The sequence below is a fragment of the Streptomyces roseifaciens genome (assembly GCF_001445655.1).
GTDB classification, from domain to species: domain Bacteria; phylum Actinomycetota; class Actinomycetes; order Streptomycetales; family Streptomycetaceae; genus Streptomyces; species Streptomyces aureoversilis.
This window is the reverse complement of record NZ_LNBE01000004.1, coordinates 314,604-334,239: the sequence shown is the minus strand read 5'-3', so window position 1 is coordinate 334,239 and position 19,636 is coordinate 314,604. Positions and strand designations below refer to the sequence as shown.

Below are 19,636 nucleotides of genomic sequence, written 5' to 3'. Positions count from 1 at the left end.
GGCTCAGTCGAAGACCGGGCCCTGCGTCCGCGTGCGCTTGATCTCGTAGAAGCCCGGCGTCGAGGCGACCAGCAGCGTGCCGTCCCACAGTCTCGCCGCGGCCTCGCCCTTGGGGGCGGGCGTGACGACGGGGCCGAAGAAGGCGATCTGCTCGCCGTCCGCGCCCGGCACCGCGATGATCGGCGTGCCGACGTCCTGGCCGACCTTGGTGATGCCCTCCTCGTGCGAGGCGCGCAGCTCGGCGTCGAAGGCGTCCGAGCGGGCGACGTCCGCGAGCTCGGCCGGCAGGCCCGCCTCTTCCAGGGCGGCGACGATCGTCGCGTGGTCCCGGGGCAGGCCCTGGTTGTGGAAGCGGGTGCCGAGGGCCGTGTAGAGCGGGCCGAGGACCTGCTCGCCGTGCTTGGCCGCGGCGGCGATGCACACGCGCACCGGGCCCCACGCCTCGGTCCGCATGATCGTGCGCATGCGCTCGTCCATCGTGTCGAGCTTGTCCTCGTTGAGGACGGCCAGGCTCATGACGTGCCAGCGCACCTCGACCGGGCGGACCTTCTCGACCTCCAGCATCCAGCGCGAGGTCATCCAGGCCCAGGGGCACAGCGGGTCGAACCAGAAGTCGGCGGGGGTCTTCTCCACGGCAGTCACGTAGATCTCCTCAGAAGGGCCATTCGGTCGCCGTTTCAACAAAGACACCCCGTGCCATGATTCCGCTGTTGCCAGAGACACATCATCCAGCCGAAGGAGTCCCGACGTGCCCGGTGAGAACCTGACCCGCGAGGAGGCCCGCGAGCGGGCCCGGCTGCTGGCCGTGGACGGCTACGAGGTGGCCCTCGACCTTCGGTCCGCGGTGGGGGCGGGACAGGAGCACCGGACGTTCCGGTCGGTCACCACGGTGCGCTTCCGCTGCACCGAGCCCGGGGCCGCGACGTTCGCCGACCTGCTGGCGCCCGCCGTGACGTCCGTGACCCTGAACGGCCGCGCCCTGGACCCGGCCGCCGTCTTCGACGGCTCGCGCATCGCGCTCACGGACCTGGCCGCCGAGAACGTCCTGGTCGTGGACGCGCAGTGCGCCTACAGCCGGACCGGCGAGGGCCTGCACCGCTTCGAGGACCCCGAGGACGGCGAGGTCTACCTCTACACCCAGTACGAGCCGGCCGACGCCCGCCGCGTCTTCGCCGACTTCGAGCAGCCGGACCTCAAGGCGCCCTTCGCCCTCTCGGTGACCGCGCCCGCCGGCTGGACGGTGCTGGGCAACGGCGCACAGGTGGGCGAGCCCGAGCCGGTCGCGCCGTCCGCCGCCACCTGGCGGTTCGCGCAGACGCTGCCGATCTCCACGTACATCACGGCGGTCGTCGCCGGCCCGTACCACGTGGTCCGCGACCACTACAGCCGCAAGCTGCCCGACGGCACCGTCCTGGAGATCCCGCTGGGCGCGCTGTGCCGCAAGGGCCTGGCCCGGCACTTCGACGCGGACGACATCTTCACCGTCACCAAGCAGGGCCTGGACTTCTTCCACGACAACTTCGACTACCCGTACCCGTTCGGGAAGTACGACCAGGCGTTCGTGCCCGAGTACAACCTCGGCGCGATGGAGAACCCGGGCCTGGTGACCTTCCGCGAGGAGTTCGTCTTCCGCGGCAAGGTGACGCAGACGTCCTACGAGGGCCGGGCCAACGTCATCCTGCACGAGATGGCGCACATGTGGTTCGGCGACCTGGTCACCATGGAGTGGTGGGACGACCTGTGGCTGAAGGAGTCCTTCGCCGACTTCATGGGGACCTTCTCGATGGTGGAGGCGACCCGCTTCGACCACGGCTGGATCACCTTCGCCAACCGGCGCAAGGCGTGGGCGTACCGCGCCGACCAGCTGCCCTCCACGCACCCGGTCACGGCCGACATCCACGACCTGGAGGAGGCCAAGCTCAACTTCGACGGCATCACCTACGCCAAGGGCGCCTCGGTGCTCAAGCAGCTCGTCGCCTACGCGGGGCGCGACGCCTTCCTGGAGGGCGCCCGGCGCTACTTCAAGCGGCACGCCTTCGGCAACACCCGCCTGACCGACCTGCTGGAGGTGCTGGAGGAGACCTCCGGCCGGGACATGGGCGCCTGGGCGCGCTCCTGGCTGCAGACCGCGGGCGTCAACTCGCTCACGCCGCTCGCCACGTACGACGCCGCCGACCGGATCACCGAGCTCGCGATCCTGCAGGAGGCCTCGCCCGAGCACCCCGAGCTGCGCCCGCACCGCGTGGCCGTGGGCCTCTACCGCCGCGACGCCGGCGGCGCGCTGGTGCGCTACGCCCGCACCGAGGTCGACGTCGCCGGCCCGCGCACGGTCGTGGCCGAGCTGGCCGGGGCCGAGCACCCGGAGCTGATCCTGGTCAACGACGACGACCTGACGTACTGCAAGGTGCGCTTCGACGAGGGCTCGCTGGCGACGCTGCGCGCCCACCTCGGCGACCTCGTGGACCCGCTCGCGCGCGCCCTGTGCTGGTCGGCGCTGTGGAACCTCACCCGCGACGGGCTGATGCCCGCCCGCGACTTCCTCTCGCTCGTGGAGCGGTTCGCGGGCGCCGAGAGCGAGGTCGGCGTGCTGCAGATGCTGCAGGCGTGGGCGCGGACGGCCCTCGTGCACTACGCGGCGCCCGAGTGGCGCGAGGAGGGCGGCCGGCTCCTCGCCGAGGGCGCGCTGCGCGAGCTGCGGCTCGCCGAGCCCGGCAGCGGCCACCAGCTGGCGTGGGCGCGCTTCGTCGCCCAGCTCGCCTCCTCCCCCTCCGACCTGCAGCTGCTGCGCGGCCTGCTGGAGGGGACCGCGAAGATCGACGGGCTGGAGGTGGACCAGGAGCTGCGCTGGGCGTTCCTGGCCGCGCTGGCGGCGCAGGGCGCGGCCGACGAGGCGGCGATCGGCGCGGAGCTCGCCCGCGACAACACCGCCTCCGGCGAACGGCACCGCGTCCGCTGCCTGGCCTCCCGGCCCTCCGCCGGGGTGAAGGAGGAGGCCTGGCAGGCGGTCGTCGCCTCCGACAAGCTCTCCAACGCCCTGGCCGAGGCCACCATCGCGGGCTTCGACCAGCCCGGGCAGCGGGAGCTCCTCGCGCAGTACGCCGAGCGCTACTTCGCGGTGATCGAGGGCATCTGGCGCGAGCGGTCCATCGAGTACGCCATGGCCGTCGTGCGGGGGCTGTTCCCGATGCTGCAGGACGACTCCCGCACCCTCGGTGCGGCCGACGCGTGGCTCGCGGAGCACGCGGACGCGCCTGCGGCGCTGCGGCGGCTCGTGCTGGAGGCTCGCGACGACCTCGCCCGTGCGCTGCGGGCGCAGGAACGGGACGCCGTCGCGGACTAAGGCCGCGGGTACGGGGGTACGGTCCGGCTGCGGGGTGCTCCCGCAGCCGGGGCGGACACAGGAGGCCGCCTTCGGCAGCGCGAGAAGGGGTGTCGCCCCTCCCGGGCCGATAGCCGGGGCGACCGTCGAACACCCGTACTTTAGGGCGGCGTTGTCCGGAATTGTCGACGGGCGTGTAACACCGGGTTAGGGCCCACCGCGGGCGCGGGAACGTGCCCGGCATGAACTCCGACACTCCCCTCTCCCCGCGCCCCCTGCACCACCTCTCCGACGTCCGTCACCGTGTCATGACAGCACGTCAGCTGCGCGACCACGGTGTGTCCGGACCTGCCGCCGGGGAGCGCTGCCGCCCCGGCGGCCCCTGGCAGCAGCTGCTGCCCGGGGTCTTCCTGCTCCGCACGGGGCCCGCCACCAGCGAGGAGCGGCTGCACGCCGCCCTGCTGTACACGGTCCCGCGCACCCAGGGCCCGCCCGTCCAGCCGGGCCCCGCCACCGCCACCGCCGCGGCCCGGGAGGCGGCGGCCGGCCCCTACGGCTCCGCGATGATCACCGGTGCGGCGGCGCTGGCCCTGCACCGCTTCACCTCCGTGCCGCCGCTGCTCGCCCTCGACCACATCGACGTGCTCGTGCCGCGTACCCGCCGGCTGCGGGCGTCCGGCTTCGTACGGATCGTGCGGGCCCACGCCCTGCCGCACCCGCAGATGCTGACGGGGGTGCCCGTGGCGCCGGTCGCGCGGGCGGTCGCGGACACCGTCGCCCAGCTCACCGACGCCTCCACGGTGCGCCGGCTGCTGGCCGAGGCGGTGCGCGGCGGGCACTGCGAAGCGGCCGCCGTCGTCAAGGAGTTGACGCGGGCGCGGCTGCTGGCGCGGGCGCACGTGGTGGACGCGGTGGACACGCTGCTGGCCGAGGGCCGGGCCGTCGCCGAGGGCCGGCTCTACGACCTGGTGCGCGACCACCGGCTGCCCGCCCCGCTGTGGAACGTGGACCTGCGGCTGCCGGGAGGCCCGTGCCTGGGCCGGGTGGACGCGTTCTGGCCCGAGCACAGCGTGGCCGTGGAGATCGATTCGCGGACGCCGCGCCAGGACGACGACGCGGTGTGGTCGGCGCAGTTCCGCAAGCGGGAGCACCTGGAGCGGCTGGGGGTCATGGTCGTGCACATCACGCCGAAGAAGCTGCGCGAGACCCCCGAGCAGCAGGCCGCGGTGGTCCGTACCGCCCTGATGGCGTCGGCCGACCGCGACCCTGCCGCGTATCTGGTGGTGCTGCCCCGGTGACGGCTCAGCGCCGGGAGAGCAGCAGCTCGGTGTTGCGGTCGGCGGGCGCGCCGGCCAGGGAGACATCCGATCCGGGGGCGTTGAAGGCCAGTTCCCGGTAGAGGGAGGCGAGTCCGGTCTGGGAGAGGTCGCCGAGGTCGGTGCGGTAGGGGGCGGCGGACTCGATGAGCGTGGTGAACAGCGAGACCGTGCCGTCGTGGTTGTCCGCGATCTCGATGACGCGCGCGAGCTGCGGGTAGTCGACGTGCGAGGCGGTGGCGATCTCCCAGAAGGTGCCGCGGGGGCGGATCCGGTTGCGGTGGCTGTGGCCGTTGATCCAGGCGAGGACGTTGTTGTGGCCCTGGAGGACGGCGATCAGCTCGTTGCCGTCGTGGCGGTCCTCGCCGGGGTGGGTGGGGTCGGGGGTGAGGTTGTCCATGCTCCAGCTGGGGTGGTGGCTGAAGACGAGCGCGTACTTGTCCGCGTAGCGCTTCAAGGTGCGCTCCAGCCAGCGCAGTTGGCCGGTGCCGAGCGAGCCCTGGTAGTGGCCTCCGGGGTCGGTGGTGTCGAGGCTGATGCCGATGACCTTGTCGGAGATCCTGAAGGAGTAGTAGAGGTCGCCCGAGTCGAGGTTGTCGCGGGTGTAGCCGTGGCCGACGGGGCCGCGGCCCTTGTAGCGGGCGTCGAGGTGCGCGGCCACGTACTGCCGGGAGGTCAGCGGCACGCGGCGGGGATCGGCGGTGACGGTACGCATCTCCTTCCGGTGCGCCTTCAGCAGCTCCTCGATCCGCTTGCCCTTGGGGTCGACGCCCTTGGACTCGCCCTCCATCAGCCACTTGGCCTCGGCGGGGGAGATGGTCTGGAGCTTCTTGTTGCCGGTCGCGGCCTCGGCGATGAAGGTGCCCGCGGCCGGGTAGCAGCCGCCGGAGAGGCCGTCGTGGTTGCCGTAGGTGGAGTACCAGGGGATGTTCAGGCCGGGGCTGTTGACCTGGCGGGTGGCGGCGCCGAGGTAGCCGGGGATGCGCGGGAAGCCGGCCTGCTTGTCCTGGTCGCGCAGGGCGCTCTCGGGCTGCCAGAAGAGCTTCAGCCCGCTGTTCTGGACGCCCTCGTAGTGGCGCGGGTCACCGGTGTTGGGGTTCATGCGGCCGCCGCTCATGGCGGTGAGGAACCACTCGACCTCGATCCGTGCGTTCTCGTCGCCGTTGTCCCCGGTGGTGATGACGAAGGACAGCGGCGCACCGGTCGCGGGCCCGTGCCGAAGCTTGTTCACGCGCTCGATCAGCGACACCACGCCGGGCAGGGTCAGCGCCTCGTGCGGACGCCACGCGCCGGGCTCGCCGGAGCGGAAGAACTCGTAGCGCAGCGGGTGCTGCACGTCCGTCAGGTGTAGGTCGGTGAACTGCACGAAGGAGGCCAGCGTCGTGCGCCGGTCCTCGCGGCCGCGCTGCGCCCCCGCCAGCTCGCCGCGCACCTGCCGCGGCCAGCCGGGGCCGTCGCCGAGCTTGCGGTAGCCGGAGGCGCCGCGCGGGGCGGCCACCGAGACGAGGGTGGTCCCGGCGCCGTTCGGACCGGCCACGGCCGCGGCGTCCGCGCTCGCCGAGGCGGCCTGCGCCGCCCCGGACGTGCTCGGATCCGGCGGCTGGGCCACGGCCGGCACCGGGTCCGCCCCCAGGGCCAGGCCGATGCCGGTGGCGGTGGTCACGGCCCCCGCTGCCGCGAGGAACGTACGGCGGTCGAGGCGGGCGTCTGCGGATCTGTCTGATCTGCGGTGCATAGCGGTCTCCCCGAGTGCGAACGCGAAGCGGGCTGGAGCGGGCTCCGGGCTGCGGAGCGTTGCCGGCAGCGATCCTTCCTACCGAGGATCGTTGGCAGCGGGGGTGACCTGGGCGTGAACGCGGCCGCAACGGCCGCCGCCGATCACCGCACATCGATCTTGGCGAATGCGAACGGACATACAGCACTCGTCCCCTGGCGGACTGACGCTCACTCAGCGTTCACTCTCGGGTGGAACACTGGGCAGGTTCTGGGGCCGGAGCTGTAGTCCGTTTGCCCTACAGCCTCTGAGCTGCGGGAACGCCGCTGACCGCTTCACGGCCTCCGTCACGCTTCCTCCCGACTGGCGCCTGGCGGGTTTACGCCATCCTTACGTTCCCTCTCCGACAACTCTCCCCAAACCCCCGTCACTTCCATAAAAGTGATCGGTCATCCGGCTCCGATTTCCGGACGCCCGCTGTTCAGCGGCACTTCACGTCAAACCAGGGATGGACATGACCCCCGAATCCCGTAACACGCGCCCCGGCGGCGCGAGACGCTCCGTCCGAATAGCCGTCGCGGCCTCCCTCGTGGCCGCCCTCACCGCCGCGGGCGCCGCGCCCGCCTTCGCCGACGACCCGCTGCCCGCTCCGGGCCCGGTCAAATCGCCCGCGGACAAGCTCGGTTCGCACGACGCCGCCCTGCTCGCCGGGGCCAAGGCCGGCGGCGAGAAGACGGTCACGATGATGATCGCCACCGCGCCCGGGCAGACCGGTCAGGTCGCCGGCAAGCTCGGTGCCATCAAGGGCGCGTCGGTCGGCCGCACGGACGACAAGCTCGGTTACGTCCGGGCCACCGTCCCCACGCCCAAGGCCGACGCCGCCATCGCCGAGGCGCAGAAGCTCGGCTCGGTGCACGGCATCGACCTCCGGCAGGAGATCAAGCTCCCGGACCCGACGCCGCGCGCCGACGCCGCCGAGGGCGCCCGCGGCGCCAAGGCCGGCAGCTTCCCCGCGCCGGGCAAGGACACCCCGGCGAAGAACCCCTACCAGCCGGCCTTCGAGACCGGCGCCGTGGACTTCGTCGAGGACCACCCCGGGGCCGACGGCCGGGGCGTGACCATCGGCATCCTCGACTCGGGCATCGACCTGGGCCACCCGGCGCTGCAGAGGACCACCACCGGCGAGCGCAAGATCGTCGACTGGGTCACCGCGACCGACCCGCTCACCGACCAGGACGGCACCTGGCTGCCGATGACGGCCGACGTCTCCGGCCCGTCCTTCTCCTTCAACGGCCGCAGCTACACGGTGCCCGGCAACGGCCCGTACCAGGTGGCCCTGTTCCGGGAGAACGCCACCGCCGGCGGCGACATGAAGGGCGACCTCAACCGGGACGGCGACACCACCGACTCCTGGGCGGTCCTCTACGACAAGGCCAAGGGCACCGTCCGCGTCGACCTCGGCGACGACGCCGACTTCGGCAACGACGAGGAGCTCAAGCCGTACAAGGACGGCTTCCAGGTCGGGTACTTCGGCAAGGACGACCCCGACACCGCGATCGCCGAGCGCATCCCCTTCGTCGTGCAGATCCGCAAGGACGTGCCGATGGACCCGAAGGGCGGCGACTGGGTCGGCAAGAAGGCCGACTTCGTCAGCATCGGCGTCATCGAGTCCGAGCACGGCACGCACGTCGCGGGCATCACCGCGGCCAACGGCCTCTTCGGCGGGAAGATGAACGGCGCGGCCCCCGGCGCCAAGCTCGTCTCCTCGCGCGCCTGCACCTGGAGCGGCGGCTGCACCAACGTCGCCCTGACCGAGGGCATGATCGACCTCGTGGTCAACCGCGGCGTCGACATCGTCAACATGTCGATCGGCGGCCTCCCCGCGCTCAACGACGGCAACAACGCCCGCTCCGAGCTCTACACGCGCCTCATCGACACCTACGGCGTGCAGCTGGTGATCTCCGCGGGCAACAGCGGTCCCGGCGCCAACACCATCGGCGACCCCGGCCTGGCCGACAAGGTCATCAGCGTCGGCGCGTCGGTCTCCAAGGAGACCTGGGCGGCCAACTACGGCTCGGAGGTGAAGACCAAGTACGCGATGATGCCCTTCTCCTCCCGCGGCCCGCGCGAGGACGGCGGCTTCACCCCGACGATCACCGCCCCCGGCGCCTCGGTCAACACCACGCCGACCTGGGAGCCCGGCGCCCCCGTCAAGGAGGCCGGCTACGACCTGCCGCCCGGCTACGGCATGCTGCAGGGCACCTCGATGGCCTCCCCGCAGGCCGCCGGCGCCTCCGCGCTGCTGATCTCGGCCGCCAAGCAGAAGAAGACGAAGCTCACCCCGGCCGACCTGCGCACGGCGCTCACCAGCACCGCCAAGCAGATCAAGGGCGCGCAGGCCTACGAGCAGGGCGCCGGCCTGATCAACATCGAGGACGCCTGGGAGGCGCTGCGCCACCGCGCCACCGCCCACGACTACACCGTGAAGGCGCCCGTCTCCACCGCGCTCTCCCCGGCGCTCAAGACCCCCGGCTTCGGCACCGGCCTCTACGACCGCGAGGGCGGCCCGAAGGCCGGCGAGAGCCGCACCTACGACGTGACGGTCACCCGCACCTCCGGGCCCGACAAGGCCGTGTGGCACGAGCTGAAGTGGCGCAACAACGACGGCACCTTCAAGCTCGCCGGTGACGACGAGGTCAAGCTGCCGCTGAACAAGCCCGTGACCGTCAAGGTCCAGGCGAAGCCGAGGACGGCAGGCCTGCACAGCGCGATCCTCACCGTGGACGACGACCGCACCGAGGGCATCGACAAGCAGGTCCTCACGACCGTCGTCGCCGCCGAGCCGGTCGCCGCGCCGTCCTACGTGGTCAAGAAGGCCGCCAAGGCCGTGCGCAACGCCACCACCTCGTACTTCGTCAGCGTGCCGAAGGGCGCGAAGACGCTGGAGGTCGCGCTCGGCGACCTGGCCAAGGACAGCCAGACCCGGTTCATCGCGATCAACCCCTACGGCGTGCCGGTCGACCCGACCTCCACGGTCAACTGCTACCCGAACTACCCGAACCCGGCCAACACCTGCCGCCCGGACCTGCGCAGCTACGCCAACCCGCTGCCGGGCGTCTGGGAGATCGAGGTCGAGTCGCGGCGCACCTCCCCGCTGCTGGAGAACCCCTACACGCTGACGGCCACCGCGCTCGGCGTCACCTTCGACCCGGCGACGCAGACCGTCGCCGAGGCGAAGGTCGGCACCCCGGCCGCCGTCTCCTGGAAGGCCGTCAACGGCTTCGCGGCGCTGGAGGGCAGGCTCAAGGGCGGGCAGCTGGGCTCCTCGAAGATCGCCCGGCCGGAGATCAAGGAGGGGGAGAAGCAGGTCACCAAGGTCACGCTCGGGGCCGGCGTCACCCGCTTCGACGCCGCGATCGGCGCCGCCGCCGACGCCAAGGCCGACCTGGACCTGACCGTCTACAAGGACGGCAGGGCCGTGGGCTCCTCCACCAGCGGCGGCTCCGACGAGCTCGTGAGCCTGGCCAAGCCGGCAGCGGGCGAGTACACCGTCGAGGTCACGGGCTACTCGGTGCCCGCGGGCTCGACCGCGTACGACTACCGCGACGTGTACTTCGCCCCCTCGCTGGGTGAGATCAAGGTCGCCGACGGCTCCGCCGTCAAGCTCGGCGCCGGGCAGTCCGCGCAGGTCGCGGCCGAGGTCGTGGTGGCGGGCGCGGCTCCGGAGGGACGCTCCTTCTTCGGGGACGTGCAGCTGGTCAACGCGGCCGGGACGGTCGCGGGGAACGGCAGCGTGAAGATCGAGAAGGTCGTCGGCTAGCCGTACGTACGGAATGACGAGGGGCGGGCGCACGGTATGGGCGCCCGCCCCTTCCGCGCTTCGAGATCCCAATCGTGCGCTCCTCCGCGCTCCTACCGTGGCCCGGATTCCCGGAGGAAATTCGAGCACAGGGTGCGCTTACGCCCTATTCGATGCGGTCTGCGGACCTTGCCGTCGAAGGGACGGTTTCTGCCATGCCCCAGGACCCCCACACCCCCGTCTCCAGCGACCCCGCGGCGGGCCTGCTGCCCGCCGACGGACAACCCGTGGTCCAGCTGCCCGGCACGGGCGCGGGCGGCAAGCCCGCCCCGGGCAGCTCCACCGGCACCGAGCCCGTCGAGGGCTACCGGCTGCCGGAGCCGCCCGAGGCCGACGACGCCTTCGGCGGCCTCGTCCCCGACATCGGCGAGGCCTCGTTCGGGCCCCCCGCCGGCCCGGAGACCGTCCACGGGCCGGACGACCGGGTGCAGATCACCAACACCTGCGTCTACCCGTGGCGCGTGCACTGCTTCCTGGAGATCACGGCCGCGGACGGCAGCAGCTGGCTCGGCACCGGCTGGTTCATCGGCCCGCACACCGTCGCCACCGCCGGGCACGTCGTCTTCATCAAGAACAGCGGCGTGCCCGGGCGGGACGGCTGGGTCCGCAGCATCAAGGTGTGGCCCGGGCGCAACGGCGGCACGGTCTGCTACGGCCCGGTCGTCAGCACGAGCTTCCGGTCGGTCACCGGCTGGACCGGCAGCGGCGACGAGAACTTCGACTACGGCGCGATCATCCTGCCGACGGACCTCGGCGCACAGACCGGCTGGTTCGGCTTCGGCGTCTGGTCCGACGCGGATTTGCTCCAGGTCACCGGCAACATCGCCGGCTATCCGGCCGACAAGCCGTACGCCACGCTCTGGTACGACGCGCGCCGCATCGACTCGGTGGGCCCGCGCAAGGTGTACTACGACATCGACACCTTCGGCGGGCAGAGCGGCAGCTCCGTCTACCGGATCATCGGCAACGACCGGTACGGGGTCGCCGTCCACGCGTACGGCGGGGCCCGGGTGAACTCCGGGACCCGGATCACCACGCCGGTCTACAACAACTTCGTGGCCTGGAAGGCGTGACCCGATCCGTATGACCACCCGGCCGACCACCCGAGGGAACACCCGATCCGTATGAACGACCCCTCCGCGCCCGCCGGCGTGATCCGCGGCACGGTCCGCGACGCCGCGGGCGCGCCCGTCGCCGGCGCCCGCGTGGCCTTCGCCGACGGGCCGGTGCCGCTGCCCGAGGTCGCCGCCGTCACCGACGGCGAGGGCCGCTTCGCACTCACCGCCCCGGCCGAGGGGGCCTACACCCTCCTGTGCCGGGCGGACGGCGGGACCGCGACCGCCCGGGTGCACGTCACCGCCGCTCCCGCCGCCCGCCCGGAGGATGTCCGGGCCGACCTGCGCCTGGGCTGAAGATTTCCCGCTTCGCCCGGCCCCGTCCCGCACACCGGTCAAAGGATTGGACTTTTGGGGCGGGTGTGACCACATGATGGAACCGGCGTGCCAGGCGCGACGTCCCTGGCAGCAGGTTGCATGTTGCATGTGATGTACATGAGTAGGGAGCCCTCATGAGGATCGGAATCGTCGGAGCCACCGGGCAGGTCGGCGGAGTCATGCGCAAGATCCTCGCCGACCGGGCGTTCCCGGTCAGCGAGCTGCGCCTGTTCGCCTCGGCGCGCTCCGCCGGGTCCACCCTCCCCTGGCAGGGCACGGAGATCACGGTCGAGGACGCCGCCACGGCCGACTACACCGGCCTGGACATCGTGCTGTTCTCCGCCGGCGGCGCGACCTCCCGGGCGCTGGCCGAGAAGGTCGCCGGACAGGGCGCCGTCGTGATCGACAACTCCTCGGCCTGGCGCATGGACCCCGAGGTCCCCCTCGTCGTCTCCGAGGTCAACCCGCACGCGGTCAAGGACCGCCCCAAGGGCATCATCGCCAACCCGAACTGCACCACCATGGCCGCCATGCCGGTGCTGCGGCCGCTGCACGAGGAGGCCGGTCTGACCGCCCTCGTCGCCACCACCTACCAGGCCGTCTCCGGCTCGGGCGTCGCCGGCGTCGCCGAGCTCGACGGCCAGGTCCGCGCGGTCGGCGAGCGGGCCCCCGAGCTCGCCCACGACGGCGAGGCCGTCGAGTTCCCCGAGCCCGGCGTCTACAAGCGCCCCATCGCCTTCAACGTGCTGCCGCTGGCCGGCTCGATCGTCGACGACGGCCGCTTCGAGACGGACGAGGAGCAGAAGCTGCGCAACGAGTCCCGGAAGATCCTGGAGATCCCGGGCCTCAAGGTCTCCGGCACCTGCGTCCGCGTCCCCGTCTTCTCCGGCCACTCGCTGCAGGTCAACGCCCGCTTCGAGCGTCCGGTCAGCGTCGAGCGCGCGTACGAGCTGCTCAAGGACGCCCCGGGCGTCGAGCTCTCCGAGATCCCCACCCCGCTGCAGGCCGCCGGCAAGGACGCCTCCTACGTGGGCCGCATCCGCGAGGACGAGACCGTCGAGCACGGCCTCGCGCTCTTCCTCTCGAACGACAACCTCCGCAAGGGCGCGGCGCTCAACGCGGTGCAGATCGCGGAGCTGGTCGCCGCCGAGCTCAAGGGCTGACCGACCCCTTTTCCGTACGTCCGCGCCACCCCGCCCGCTCCGGGCCGGGTGGCGCGGACGTTTCGCTTGCGGAAAAACACCGGCCCGCCCGGGGCACCCGGCGTGGAAGGATGGCCGGAAAGTCGCGAAGTTAAGGAGATGCCCAGGTGCCTGGAACGAATCTGACCCGCGAAGAAGCGCAGCGGCGGGCTCGTCTGCTGACCGTCGACGCGTACGAGATCGACCTCGATCTCTCCGGCGCGCAGGAGGGGGGCACCTACCGCTCCGAGACCGTGGTGCGGTTCGACGCGGCCGAGGCGGGCGCGGAGACGTTCATCGACCTGGTGGCGCCCACGGTGCACGAGGTCGTGCTGAACGGGACCGCGCTCGACGTGGCCGAGGTGTTCGCGGACAGCCGGATCGCGCTGCCGGGCCTGGTGGCCGGGCGCAACGAGCTGAAGGTCGTCGCGGACTGCGCGTACACCAACACCGGCGAGGGCCTGCACCGCTTCGTCGACCCGGTCGACCAGCAGGCCTACCTTTACACCCAGTTCGAGGTGCCCGACGCGCGGCGCGTCTTCGCCTCCTTCGAGCAGCCCGACCTCAAGGCCGTCTTCACCTTCACCGTGAAGGCCCCCGAGGGCTGGACGGTCATCTCCAACTCGCCGACCCCCGAGCGGCCCGCCGACAACGTGTGGCGCTTCGAGCCGACCCAGCGGATCTCCACGTACATCACGGCCCTGATCGCCGGCCCGTACCACAGCGTGCACAGCGCGTACGAGAAGGACGGCCGCAGCATTCCGCTGGCCATCTACTGCCGCCCCTCGCTGGCCGAGTTCCTGGACGCGGACCACATCTTCGAGGTGACGCGCCAGGGCTTCGACTGGTTCGAGGAGAAGTTCGCCTACCCCTACCCCTTCCCCAAGTACGACCAGCTGTTCGTGCCGGAGTTCAACGCGGGCGCGATGGAGAACGCGGGCGCGGTCACCATCCGCGACCAGTACGTCTTCCGCTCGAAGGTGACGGACGCCGCGTACGAGGGGCGCGCCGAGACGATCCTCCACGAGCTGGCCCACATGTGGTTCGGCGACCTGGTCACCATGGAGTGGTGGAACGACCTGTGGCTGAACGAGTCGTTCGCCACCTTCACCTCGATCGCCTGCCAGGCCTCCGCGCCGGGCTCGCGGTGGCCCCACGCGTGGACGACCTTCGCCAACTCCATGAAGACCTGGGCGTACCGGCAGGACCAGCTGCCGTCCACCCACCCGATCATGGCCGAGATCCGCGACCTGGACGACGTGCTCGTCAACTTCGACGGCATCACCTACGCCAAGGGCGCCTCCGTCCTCAAGCAGCTCGTCGCCTACGTGGGCGAGGACGCGTTCTTCCGCGGCGTCCAGGCGTACTTCAAGGCGCACGCCTTCGGCAACATCCGCCTCACCGACCTGCTCGGCGCGCTGGAGGAGACCTCCGGCCGCGACCTGACCACCTGGTCGAAGCTGTGGCTGGAGACCGCCGGCATCAACATCCTGCGCCCGGAGATCGAGACCGACGCCTCCGGCGTCATCACCTCCTTCGCCGTCCGCCAGGAGGCCCCCGCCCTGCCCTCCGGCGCCAAGGGCGAGCCGACGCTGCGGCCGCACCGGATCGCCGTCGGCCTGTACGAGCTGGAGGGCGGCAAGCTCGTCCGCAAGGAGCGGATCGAGCTCGACGTCGACGGTGAGCTGACGCCCGTCGACGCGCTCGTCGGCAAGCCCCGGCCGGCCGTCGTGCTGCTCAACGACGACGACCTGTCGTACGCCAAGGTCCGTCTCGACGAGCAGTCGCTCGCGACCGTCACCGCCCACCTCGGCGACTTCACCGAGTCCCTGCCGCGCGCCCTGTGCTGGGCCTCCGCCTGGGACATGACGCGCGACGGCGAGCTCGCCGCCCGCGACTACCTCGCGCTCGTCCTCTCCGGCATCGCCAAGGAGTCGGACATCGGCGTCGTGCAGTCGCTGCAGCGGCAGGTCAAGCTGGCCCTGGACCTCTACGCCGCCCCCGAGTGGCGTGCGACGGGCCTGGCCCAGTGGACCGAGGCTGCGCTCGCCCACCTGAAGTCGGCCGAGCCGGGCAGCGACCACCAGCTCGCCTGGGCGCGGGCCTTCGCCGCCACCGCCCGTACGGACGAGCAGCTCGCCCTGCTGCAGGGCCTCCTCGACGGCACCGAGGAGATCGGCGGCCTCGCCGTCGACACCGAGCTGCGCTGGGCCCTGCTCGGCCGCCTCGCGGCCACCGGGCGCGCGGACGAGGCCGCGATCGCGGCCGAGCTGGAGCGGGACCGGACCTCGGCGGGCGAGCGGTACGCCGCGGCGGCGCGCGCCTCGCAGCCCACGGCCGAGGCCAAGGACGCGGCGTGGAAGTCGGTCGTCGAGTCGGCGGCCCTGCCCAACGCCGTGCAGGAAGCCGTCATCGGCGGCTTCGTCCAGGCCGACCAGCGCGAGCTGCTCGCCCCGTACAGCGAGAAGTACTTCGCGGCGATCAAGTCCGTGTGGGAGAGCCGCAGCCACGAGATCGCCCAGCAGATCGCGATCGGGCTGTACCCCGCGCTGCTGGTCTCCCAGGAGACCCTGGACGCGACGGACGCGTGGCTGTCCTCCGCCGAGCCGAACGCTGCGCTGCGGCGCCTGGTGATGGAGTCCCGCTCGGGCGTCGAGCGCGCGCTCAAGGCCCAGGCGGCCGACGCGGCCGCGGCGAGCTAGCGCGCGCTGCGCGAAACGCGGACGAGGGTGCCCCCGGCTCGGACCGAGCCGGGGGCACCCTCGGTCGTTTACGGGGCCTGCCGCGCCTTGGCGGTGAGGCCCGGCCTCACAGAACGCGCCGAGGCGGGAGGAGATGCCGGGGCCTGCCAACCCTGCGGCCCGCGCTCTCGGTCGTGAGGCCCGGCCTCACAGAACCGCCGCGACGGCGCTCAGCCACAACGGCGTACACCGGCGGTACCGGACCCGGCCCAGCCGAGCTCGGCACCGCCGGGCTGCACCGCGGGGGTTTCTCACCGCCGCGGCGGGAGGAGATTCCCGGGCCTGCAGGCCGGGGCCCCCGGAAGACGCCGGGGCCGACGGCCCCGGGCGCCGGGGTGCGAGGCCTCGCCTCAGGCCTGCTCCGCCCTCGCGGCGCGGCGCGCCAGCAGCGCGGCGCGCCGCTCGTCGAACTTCGTGGCCTGGTCGTCGAGGCCGTTCATGAACAGGCCCAGTTCCTCCTGGGCGCGGAGGCCCTCCGGGCCCAGGCCGGTGATCTCCAGGACCTTCAGGAAGCGCAGGACCGGCTGGAGGACGTCGTCGTGGTGGATGCGGAGGTTGTAGATCCCGCCGATCGCCATCTGCGCCGCGGCCCGCTCGAAGCCGGGGATGCCGTGGCCGGGCATCCGGAAGTTCACGACGACGTCGCGGACCGCCGACATCGTCTGGTCGGGCGCGAGCTCGAACGCCTTCCCGAGCAGGTTGCGGTAGAAGACCATGTGGAGGTTCTCGTCCGTGGCGATGCGGGCGAGCATCCGGTCGCAGACGGGGTCACCGGAGTGGTGGCCGGTGTTGCGGTGGGAGATGCGGGTGGCGAGCTCCTGGAAGGCCACGTAGGCGACGGAGTGCAGCATGCTGTGCCGGTTGTCGGACTCGAAGCCCTCGCTCATGTGCGACATCCGGAACCGCTCCAGGGCGACGGGGTCGACGGCCCGCGAGGTCAGCAGGTAGTCCCGCATGACGATGCCGTGCCGGCCCTCCTCCGCCGTCCAGCGGTGCACCCACGTGCCCCAGGCGCCGTCGCGGCCGAAGAGCTGGGCGATCTCGTGGTGGTAGCTGGGGAGGTTGTCCTCGGTGAGGAGGTTGACCACGAGGGCGGTGCGCCCGATGTCGGTGACCTTGGACTGCTCGGGCGCCCAGGCCTCCCCGCCCATGATGCCGTCGAAGTTGCGCCCGTCGCTCCAGGGCACGTACTCGTGCGGCATCCACTCCTTGGCGACCTTCAGGTGCCGGTTGAGCTCGGTCTCGACGACCTCTTCGAGGGCGTACAGCAGGCGGCTGTCGCTCCATACGGCCCGGGCGTGGTGGCGGAGGGGGGCGATGGTCACGGACAGCTCCTGGGGGAATGATCACACTTACGGTTCCGTAGGTTACGACACCGTAGGTTAAGCGGGCCGTAAAGCGAAATCAGCCGCTCCGGAATGAGGCCGGGAACACACGCGTGAACACACACGGGAACGCACGCGAAAAAGCCCGGTGCCCCGGTCCAGAAGGACCGGGGCACCGGGCTGAAGAAGATCGAGCAGGCTAGCGCGTGCGCGGGTGGTGGGTGTCGACGGTGTGCGGGTTGTCCGAGTGCCTGGCGGCGACCATCGTGAGGCCGGCGATCACCAGGAAGAGGACGATCGGCGCGGCGACGTAGAGGCCGAGCGTATTGATCATGCTCAGGCCCGGACCCGGGTCGTCACCGTCGTCGCGGGTGAGCGCGAACGCGGGGGACGACATCAGCAGCATCAGCAGCGTGCCGGCCGAGATGGCACCGGCTCGCACGGCGTTCTTGTTCTTAGAGCTCACGGCCTCAAGATATCGGGAGCATAAGAGACCCGCGCGCCCGGGGGTGGGACTACGGCCCCGCCGCCGCTCCCACCTCCGCCATCAGGGCCCGCAGCCGGGGCGAGGCCGCGAGCTCCTCCAGGGACAGCGGGCGCCCGTCGGGGCCGGCGACCGGCAGCCGCCAGTTCGGGTACTGGTCCCAGGTGCCGGGGAGGTTCTGCGGGCGGCGGTCCCCGACGGCGTCCGGCAGCCAGACGCCGACGAGGCGGGCGGGGGTGCGCAGCAGGTAGCGGTGGACGGCCAGGACGGCCGTCTCCTCGTCGCAGGGCCCCTCGGGCAGCAGGCCGAGCCGCCGGAAGAGCTCCAGCCACTCGCCCACCTCCCGCGCGTCCTCCTGCCGCTCCTCGTCGAGCGGGCGGGTGAGCAGCCCCAGCCGGTGGCGCAGGGCGACGTGGTCGCCGGTGAGCCGGGCGGCGGTGCTGGGCAGGTCGTGGGTGGTGGCGGTGGCCAGGCAGCCGGTGCGCCACCGGCCGGGGGGCAGCGGTGCGGCGTCCCCGGCCGTGTGGTCCCGGTAGTCCCGCTCGAACCACAGCACCGACGTGCCGAGCACGCCGCGCTCGGCCAGCGCCTCGCGGACCCCGGGCTCGACCGTGCCCAGGTCCTCCCCCACGACCGCGGCCCCGGCCCGGTGGGCCTCCAGGGCGAGGACGCCGAGCATCGCCTCGGGGTCGTAGCGGACGTACGCGCCCTGGGTGGGCTCCGCGCCCTGCGGCACCCACCACAGGCGGAACAGGCCCATCACGTGGTCGATGCGCAGGCCGCCCGCGTGCCGCAGCAGGCCGCGCAGCAGCTCGCGGTAGGGGCGGTAGCCGCAGGCCTCCAGGGCGTCGGGGCGCCAGGGCGGCAGGCCCCAGTCCTGGCCGCGGGGGCTGAAGGCGTCGGGGGGCGCGCCAACGGACATGCCTTCGGCGAAGGCGTCCTGCTGCGCCCAGGTGTCCGCGCCCGAGGGGTGCACGCCGACGGCGAGGTCGTGGACGAGGCCGACGCGCATGCCGGCCGCCCTGGCGGTGCGCTGGGCGGCCGCGAGCTGCTCGTCGGTGAGCCAGGCGAGCCGGCTGTGGAAGTCGACGCGGTCGGCCAGGTCGGCGCGGGCGCGGGCGGTGTCCGCCGAACGGGGGTCGCGGAGGCCGCCCGGCCAGGTGCGCCAGTCCGGCCCGTGCACCTCGGCGAGCGCGCACCAGGTGCTGTGGTCCTCCAGGGCGCGGCCCTGCCCGGCGCGGAAGGCCTCGTACGCGGCGAGGCGGGCGGGGCCCAGCGGCACGGTGCGGACGAGCTCCAGGGCGCGCCGCTTGACCTCCCAGACCGCGTCGCGGTCGATGAGCTCGCCCTTGTGGAGCACGGCGTCGCGCAGGGCGGCGGCCCGGCCGAGGAGCTGCGCGGCGCGCTCGCGGCGCTCGCCGGTGAGCAGCCCGAACTCGGGCACGTCCTCGACGCGCAGGTGGACGGGGTCGGGGAAGCGGCGGGAGGAGGGCCGGTAGGGCGAGGGGTCGGTGGGGGCGCCGCCCGCGCCGGGCACGGCCGCGTGCAGGGGGTTGACCTGGACGAAGTCCGTGCCGAAGGTGCGGCCGGACCAGTCGGCGAGCGCGGCCAGGTCGCCGAGGTCGCCCATGCCCCAGGAGCGGGCGGAGAGCAGGGAGTAGAGCTGGACGAGGAAGCCGTGTCCGCGCCGGGGCGGGGCGGGCAGCCGGTCCGGAGCGACGATCAGGGACGCGGCGGCGGACCGGCCGTCGGGGGCGTGGGCGCGCAGCAGGTGCGTGCCGAGCGGGAGTGCGCCGGGGGCGGCCCCGGCAGCGGGGTCCAGGACGACGACGTCCCCGTTCTCCGTCTCCACGCACATCTCGGTGCCCGGCGGCAGGGCGGGCAGCGCGCCGCGCCCGGTGCGCAGGACCACCGTGGCGGGCAGCAGCCTGCGGCGGGCCGCGTCCTCGTGGGCGGCCAGGGCCTCGCCCACGGAGGCGGGCGTGGAGGCGTCGACGCCGAGGGCGGCGAGGACGGCGACGACGGTCTCCTCCGGCACGCCGACGCTGCGGCCGGGGGCGGGGCTGTACGACGTCGCGATGCCGTGCAGTACGGCGAGCCGCGCTCTGGCCATCTGCACCTCGGCCATCACCACCTCCGCAGGTGTCGGTGCCGAAGGCCGTACCCGCCGCCGGGCCGCGGGACACCACTCGAATTCCCGTTCACCCGCGGACGTTCGGCTTTCGCCGTCGACGCGCCGGGCAATACAGGCACTTCGGTCACGT

General features: G+C 72.6%; 12 protein-coding genes. 7 read left to right on the top strand and 5 right to left on the bottom strand.

Annotated features, from left to right (window positions below):
* Window positions 1-3: 3 nt before the first annotated feature.
* Window positions 4-642: a DsbA family oxidoreductase gene (locus AS857_RS18560; protein WP_058044429.1), complete on the bottom strand. Its 639-nt coding sequence runs from the start codon at window positions 640-642 to the stop codon at window positions 4-6.
* 106 nt (window positions 643-748) lie between these two features.
* On the opposite strand from AS857_RS18560, the gene pepN (AS857_RS18555) reads away from it, so the two are divergent.
* Together pepN (AS857_RS18555) and AS857_RS18550 are read left to right on the top strand one after the other, a co-directional pair.
* Complete coding sequence (gene pepN, locus AS857_RS18555) at window positions 749-3,340, top strand: aminopeptidase N (RefSeq protein ID WP_058044428.1); 2,592 nt, start codon at window positions 749-751, stop codon at window positions 3,338-3,340.
* Window positions 3,341-3,561: 221 nt separating this feature from the next.
* Entirely contained in the window at window positions 3,562-4,617 is a 1,056-nt protein-coding gene (locus AS857_RS18550; RefSeq protein WP_058044427.1) for a hypothetical protein, read from the top strand.
* Window positions 4,618-4,621: 4 nt separating this feature from the next.
* On the opposite strand, the gene AS857_RS18545 is transcribed toward AS857_RS18550, so the two are convergent.
* The gene (locus AS857_RS18545) at window positions 4,622-6,370 is read right to left on the bottom strand and encodes a TIGR03767 family metallophosphoesterase (protein ID WP_058044426.1); all 1,749 of its coding nucleotides are present in this window, start codon (window positions 6,368-6,370) and stop codon (window positions 4,622-4,624) included.
* A 493-nt stretch (window positions 6,371-6,863) separates the two neighbouring features.
* On the opposite strand from AS857_RS18545, the gene AS857_RS18540 reads away from it, so the two are divergent.
* The 5 genes from AS857_RS18540 (at window position 6,864) to pepN (AS857_RS18520) (ending at window position 15,524) form a co-directional block, all read left to right on the top strand.
* Entirely contained in the window at window positions 6,864-10,169 is a 3,306-nt protein-coding gene (locus AS857_RS18540) for a S8 family serine peptidase (protein WP_058044425.1), read from the top strand.
* Between the two features lie 194 nt (window positions 10,170-10,363).
* A complete protein-coding gene (locus AS857_RS18535; RefSeq protein WP_058044424.1) occupies window positions 10,364-11,281 on the top strand; it encodes a trypsin-like serine peptidase in 918 nt (305 codons plus the stop codon).
* A 51-nt stretch (window positions 11,282-11,332) separates the two neighbouring features.
* A complete protein-coding gene (locus AS857_RS18530; protein ID WP_058044423.1) occupies window positions 11,333-11,620 on the top strand; it encodes a carboxypeptidase-like regulatory domain-containing protein in 288 nt (95 codons plus the stop codon).
* Window positions 11,621-11,775: 155 nt separating this feature from the next.
* Window positions 11,776-12,804 carry an aspartate-semialdehyde dehydrogenase gene (locus tag AS857_RS18525; RefSeq protein WP_058044422.1) on the top strand — a complete coding sequence of 343 codons (1,029 nt, stop codon included), beginning with the start codon at window positions 11,776-11,778 and terminating at the stop codon, window positions 12,802-12,804.
* 146 nt (window positions 12,805-12,950) lie between these two features.
* Window positions 12,951-15,524, top strand: coding sequence for an aminopeptidase N (pepN, locus tag AS857_RS18520; RefSeq protein WP_058044421.1), 2,574 nt, complete (start codon window positions 12,951-12,953; stop codon window positions 15,522-15,524).
* A 389-nt stretch (window positions 15,525-15,913) separates the two neighbouring features.
* Here pepN (AS857_RS18520) and AS857_RS18515 read toward each other — a convergent pair whose 3' ends face one another.
* From AS857_RS18515 to malQ, 3 genes are all read right to left on the bottom strand, one after another.
* Entirely contained in the window at window positions 15,914-16,888 is a 975-nt protein-coding gene (locus tag AS857_RS18515; RefSeq protein WP_058044420.1) for an acyl-ACP desaturase, read from the bottom strand.
* 199 nt (window positions 16,889-17,087) lie between these two features.
* Complete coding sequence (locus AS857_RS18510; protein WP_079110802.1) at window positions 17,088-17,294, bottom strand: hypothetical protein; 207 nt, start codon at window positions 17,292-17,294, stop codon at window positions 17,088-17,090.
* A 109-nt stretch (window positions 17,295-17,403) separates the two neighbouring features.
* On the bottom strand, window positions 17,404-19,485 hold the full coding sequence (malQ, locus tag AS857_RS18505; protein ID WP_058046890.1) for a 4-alpha-glucanotransferase: 2,082 nt from the start codon (window positions 19,483-19,485) through the stop codon (window positions 17,404-17,406).
* Between the last annotated feature and the right edge of the window lie 151 nt (window positions 19,486-19,636).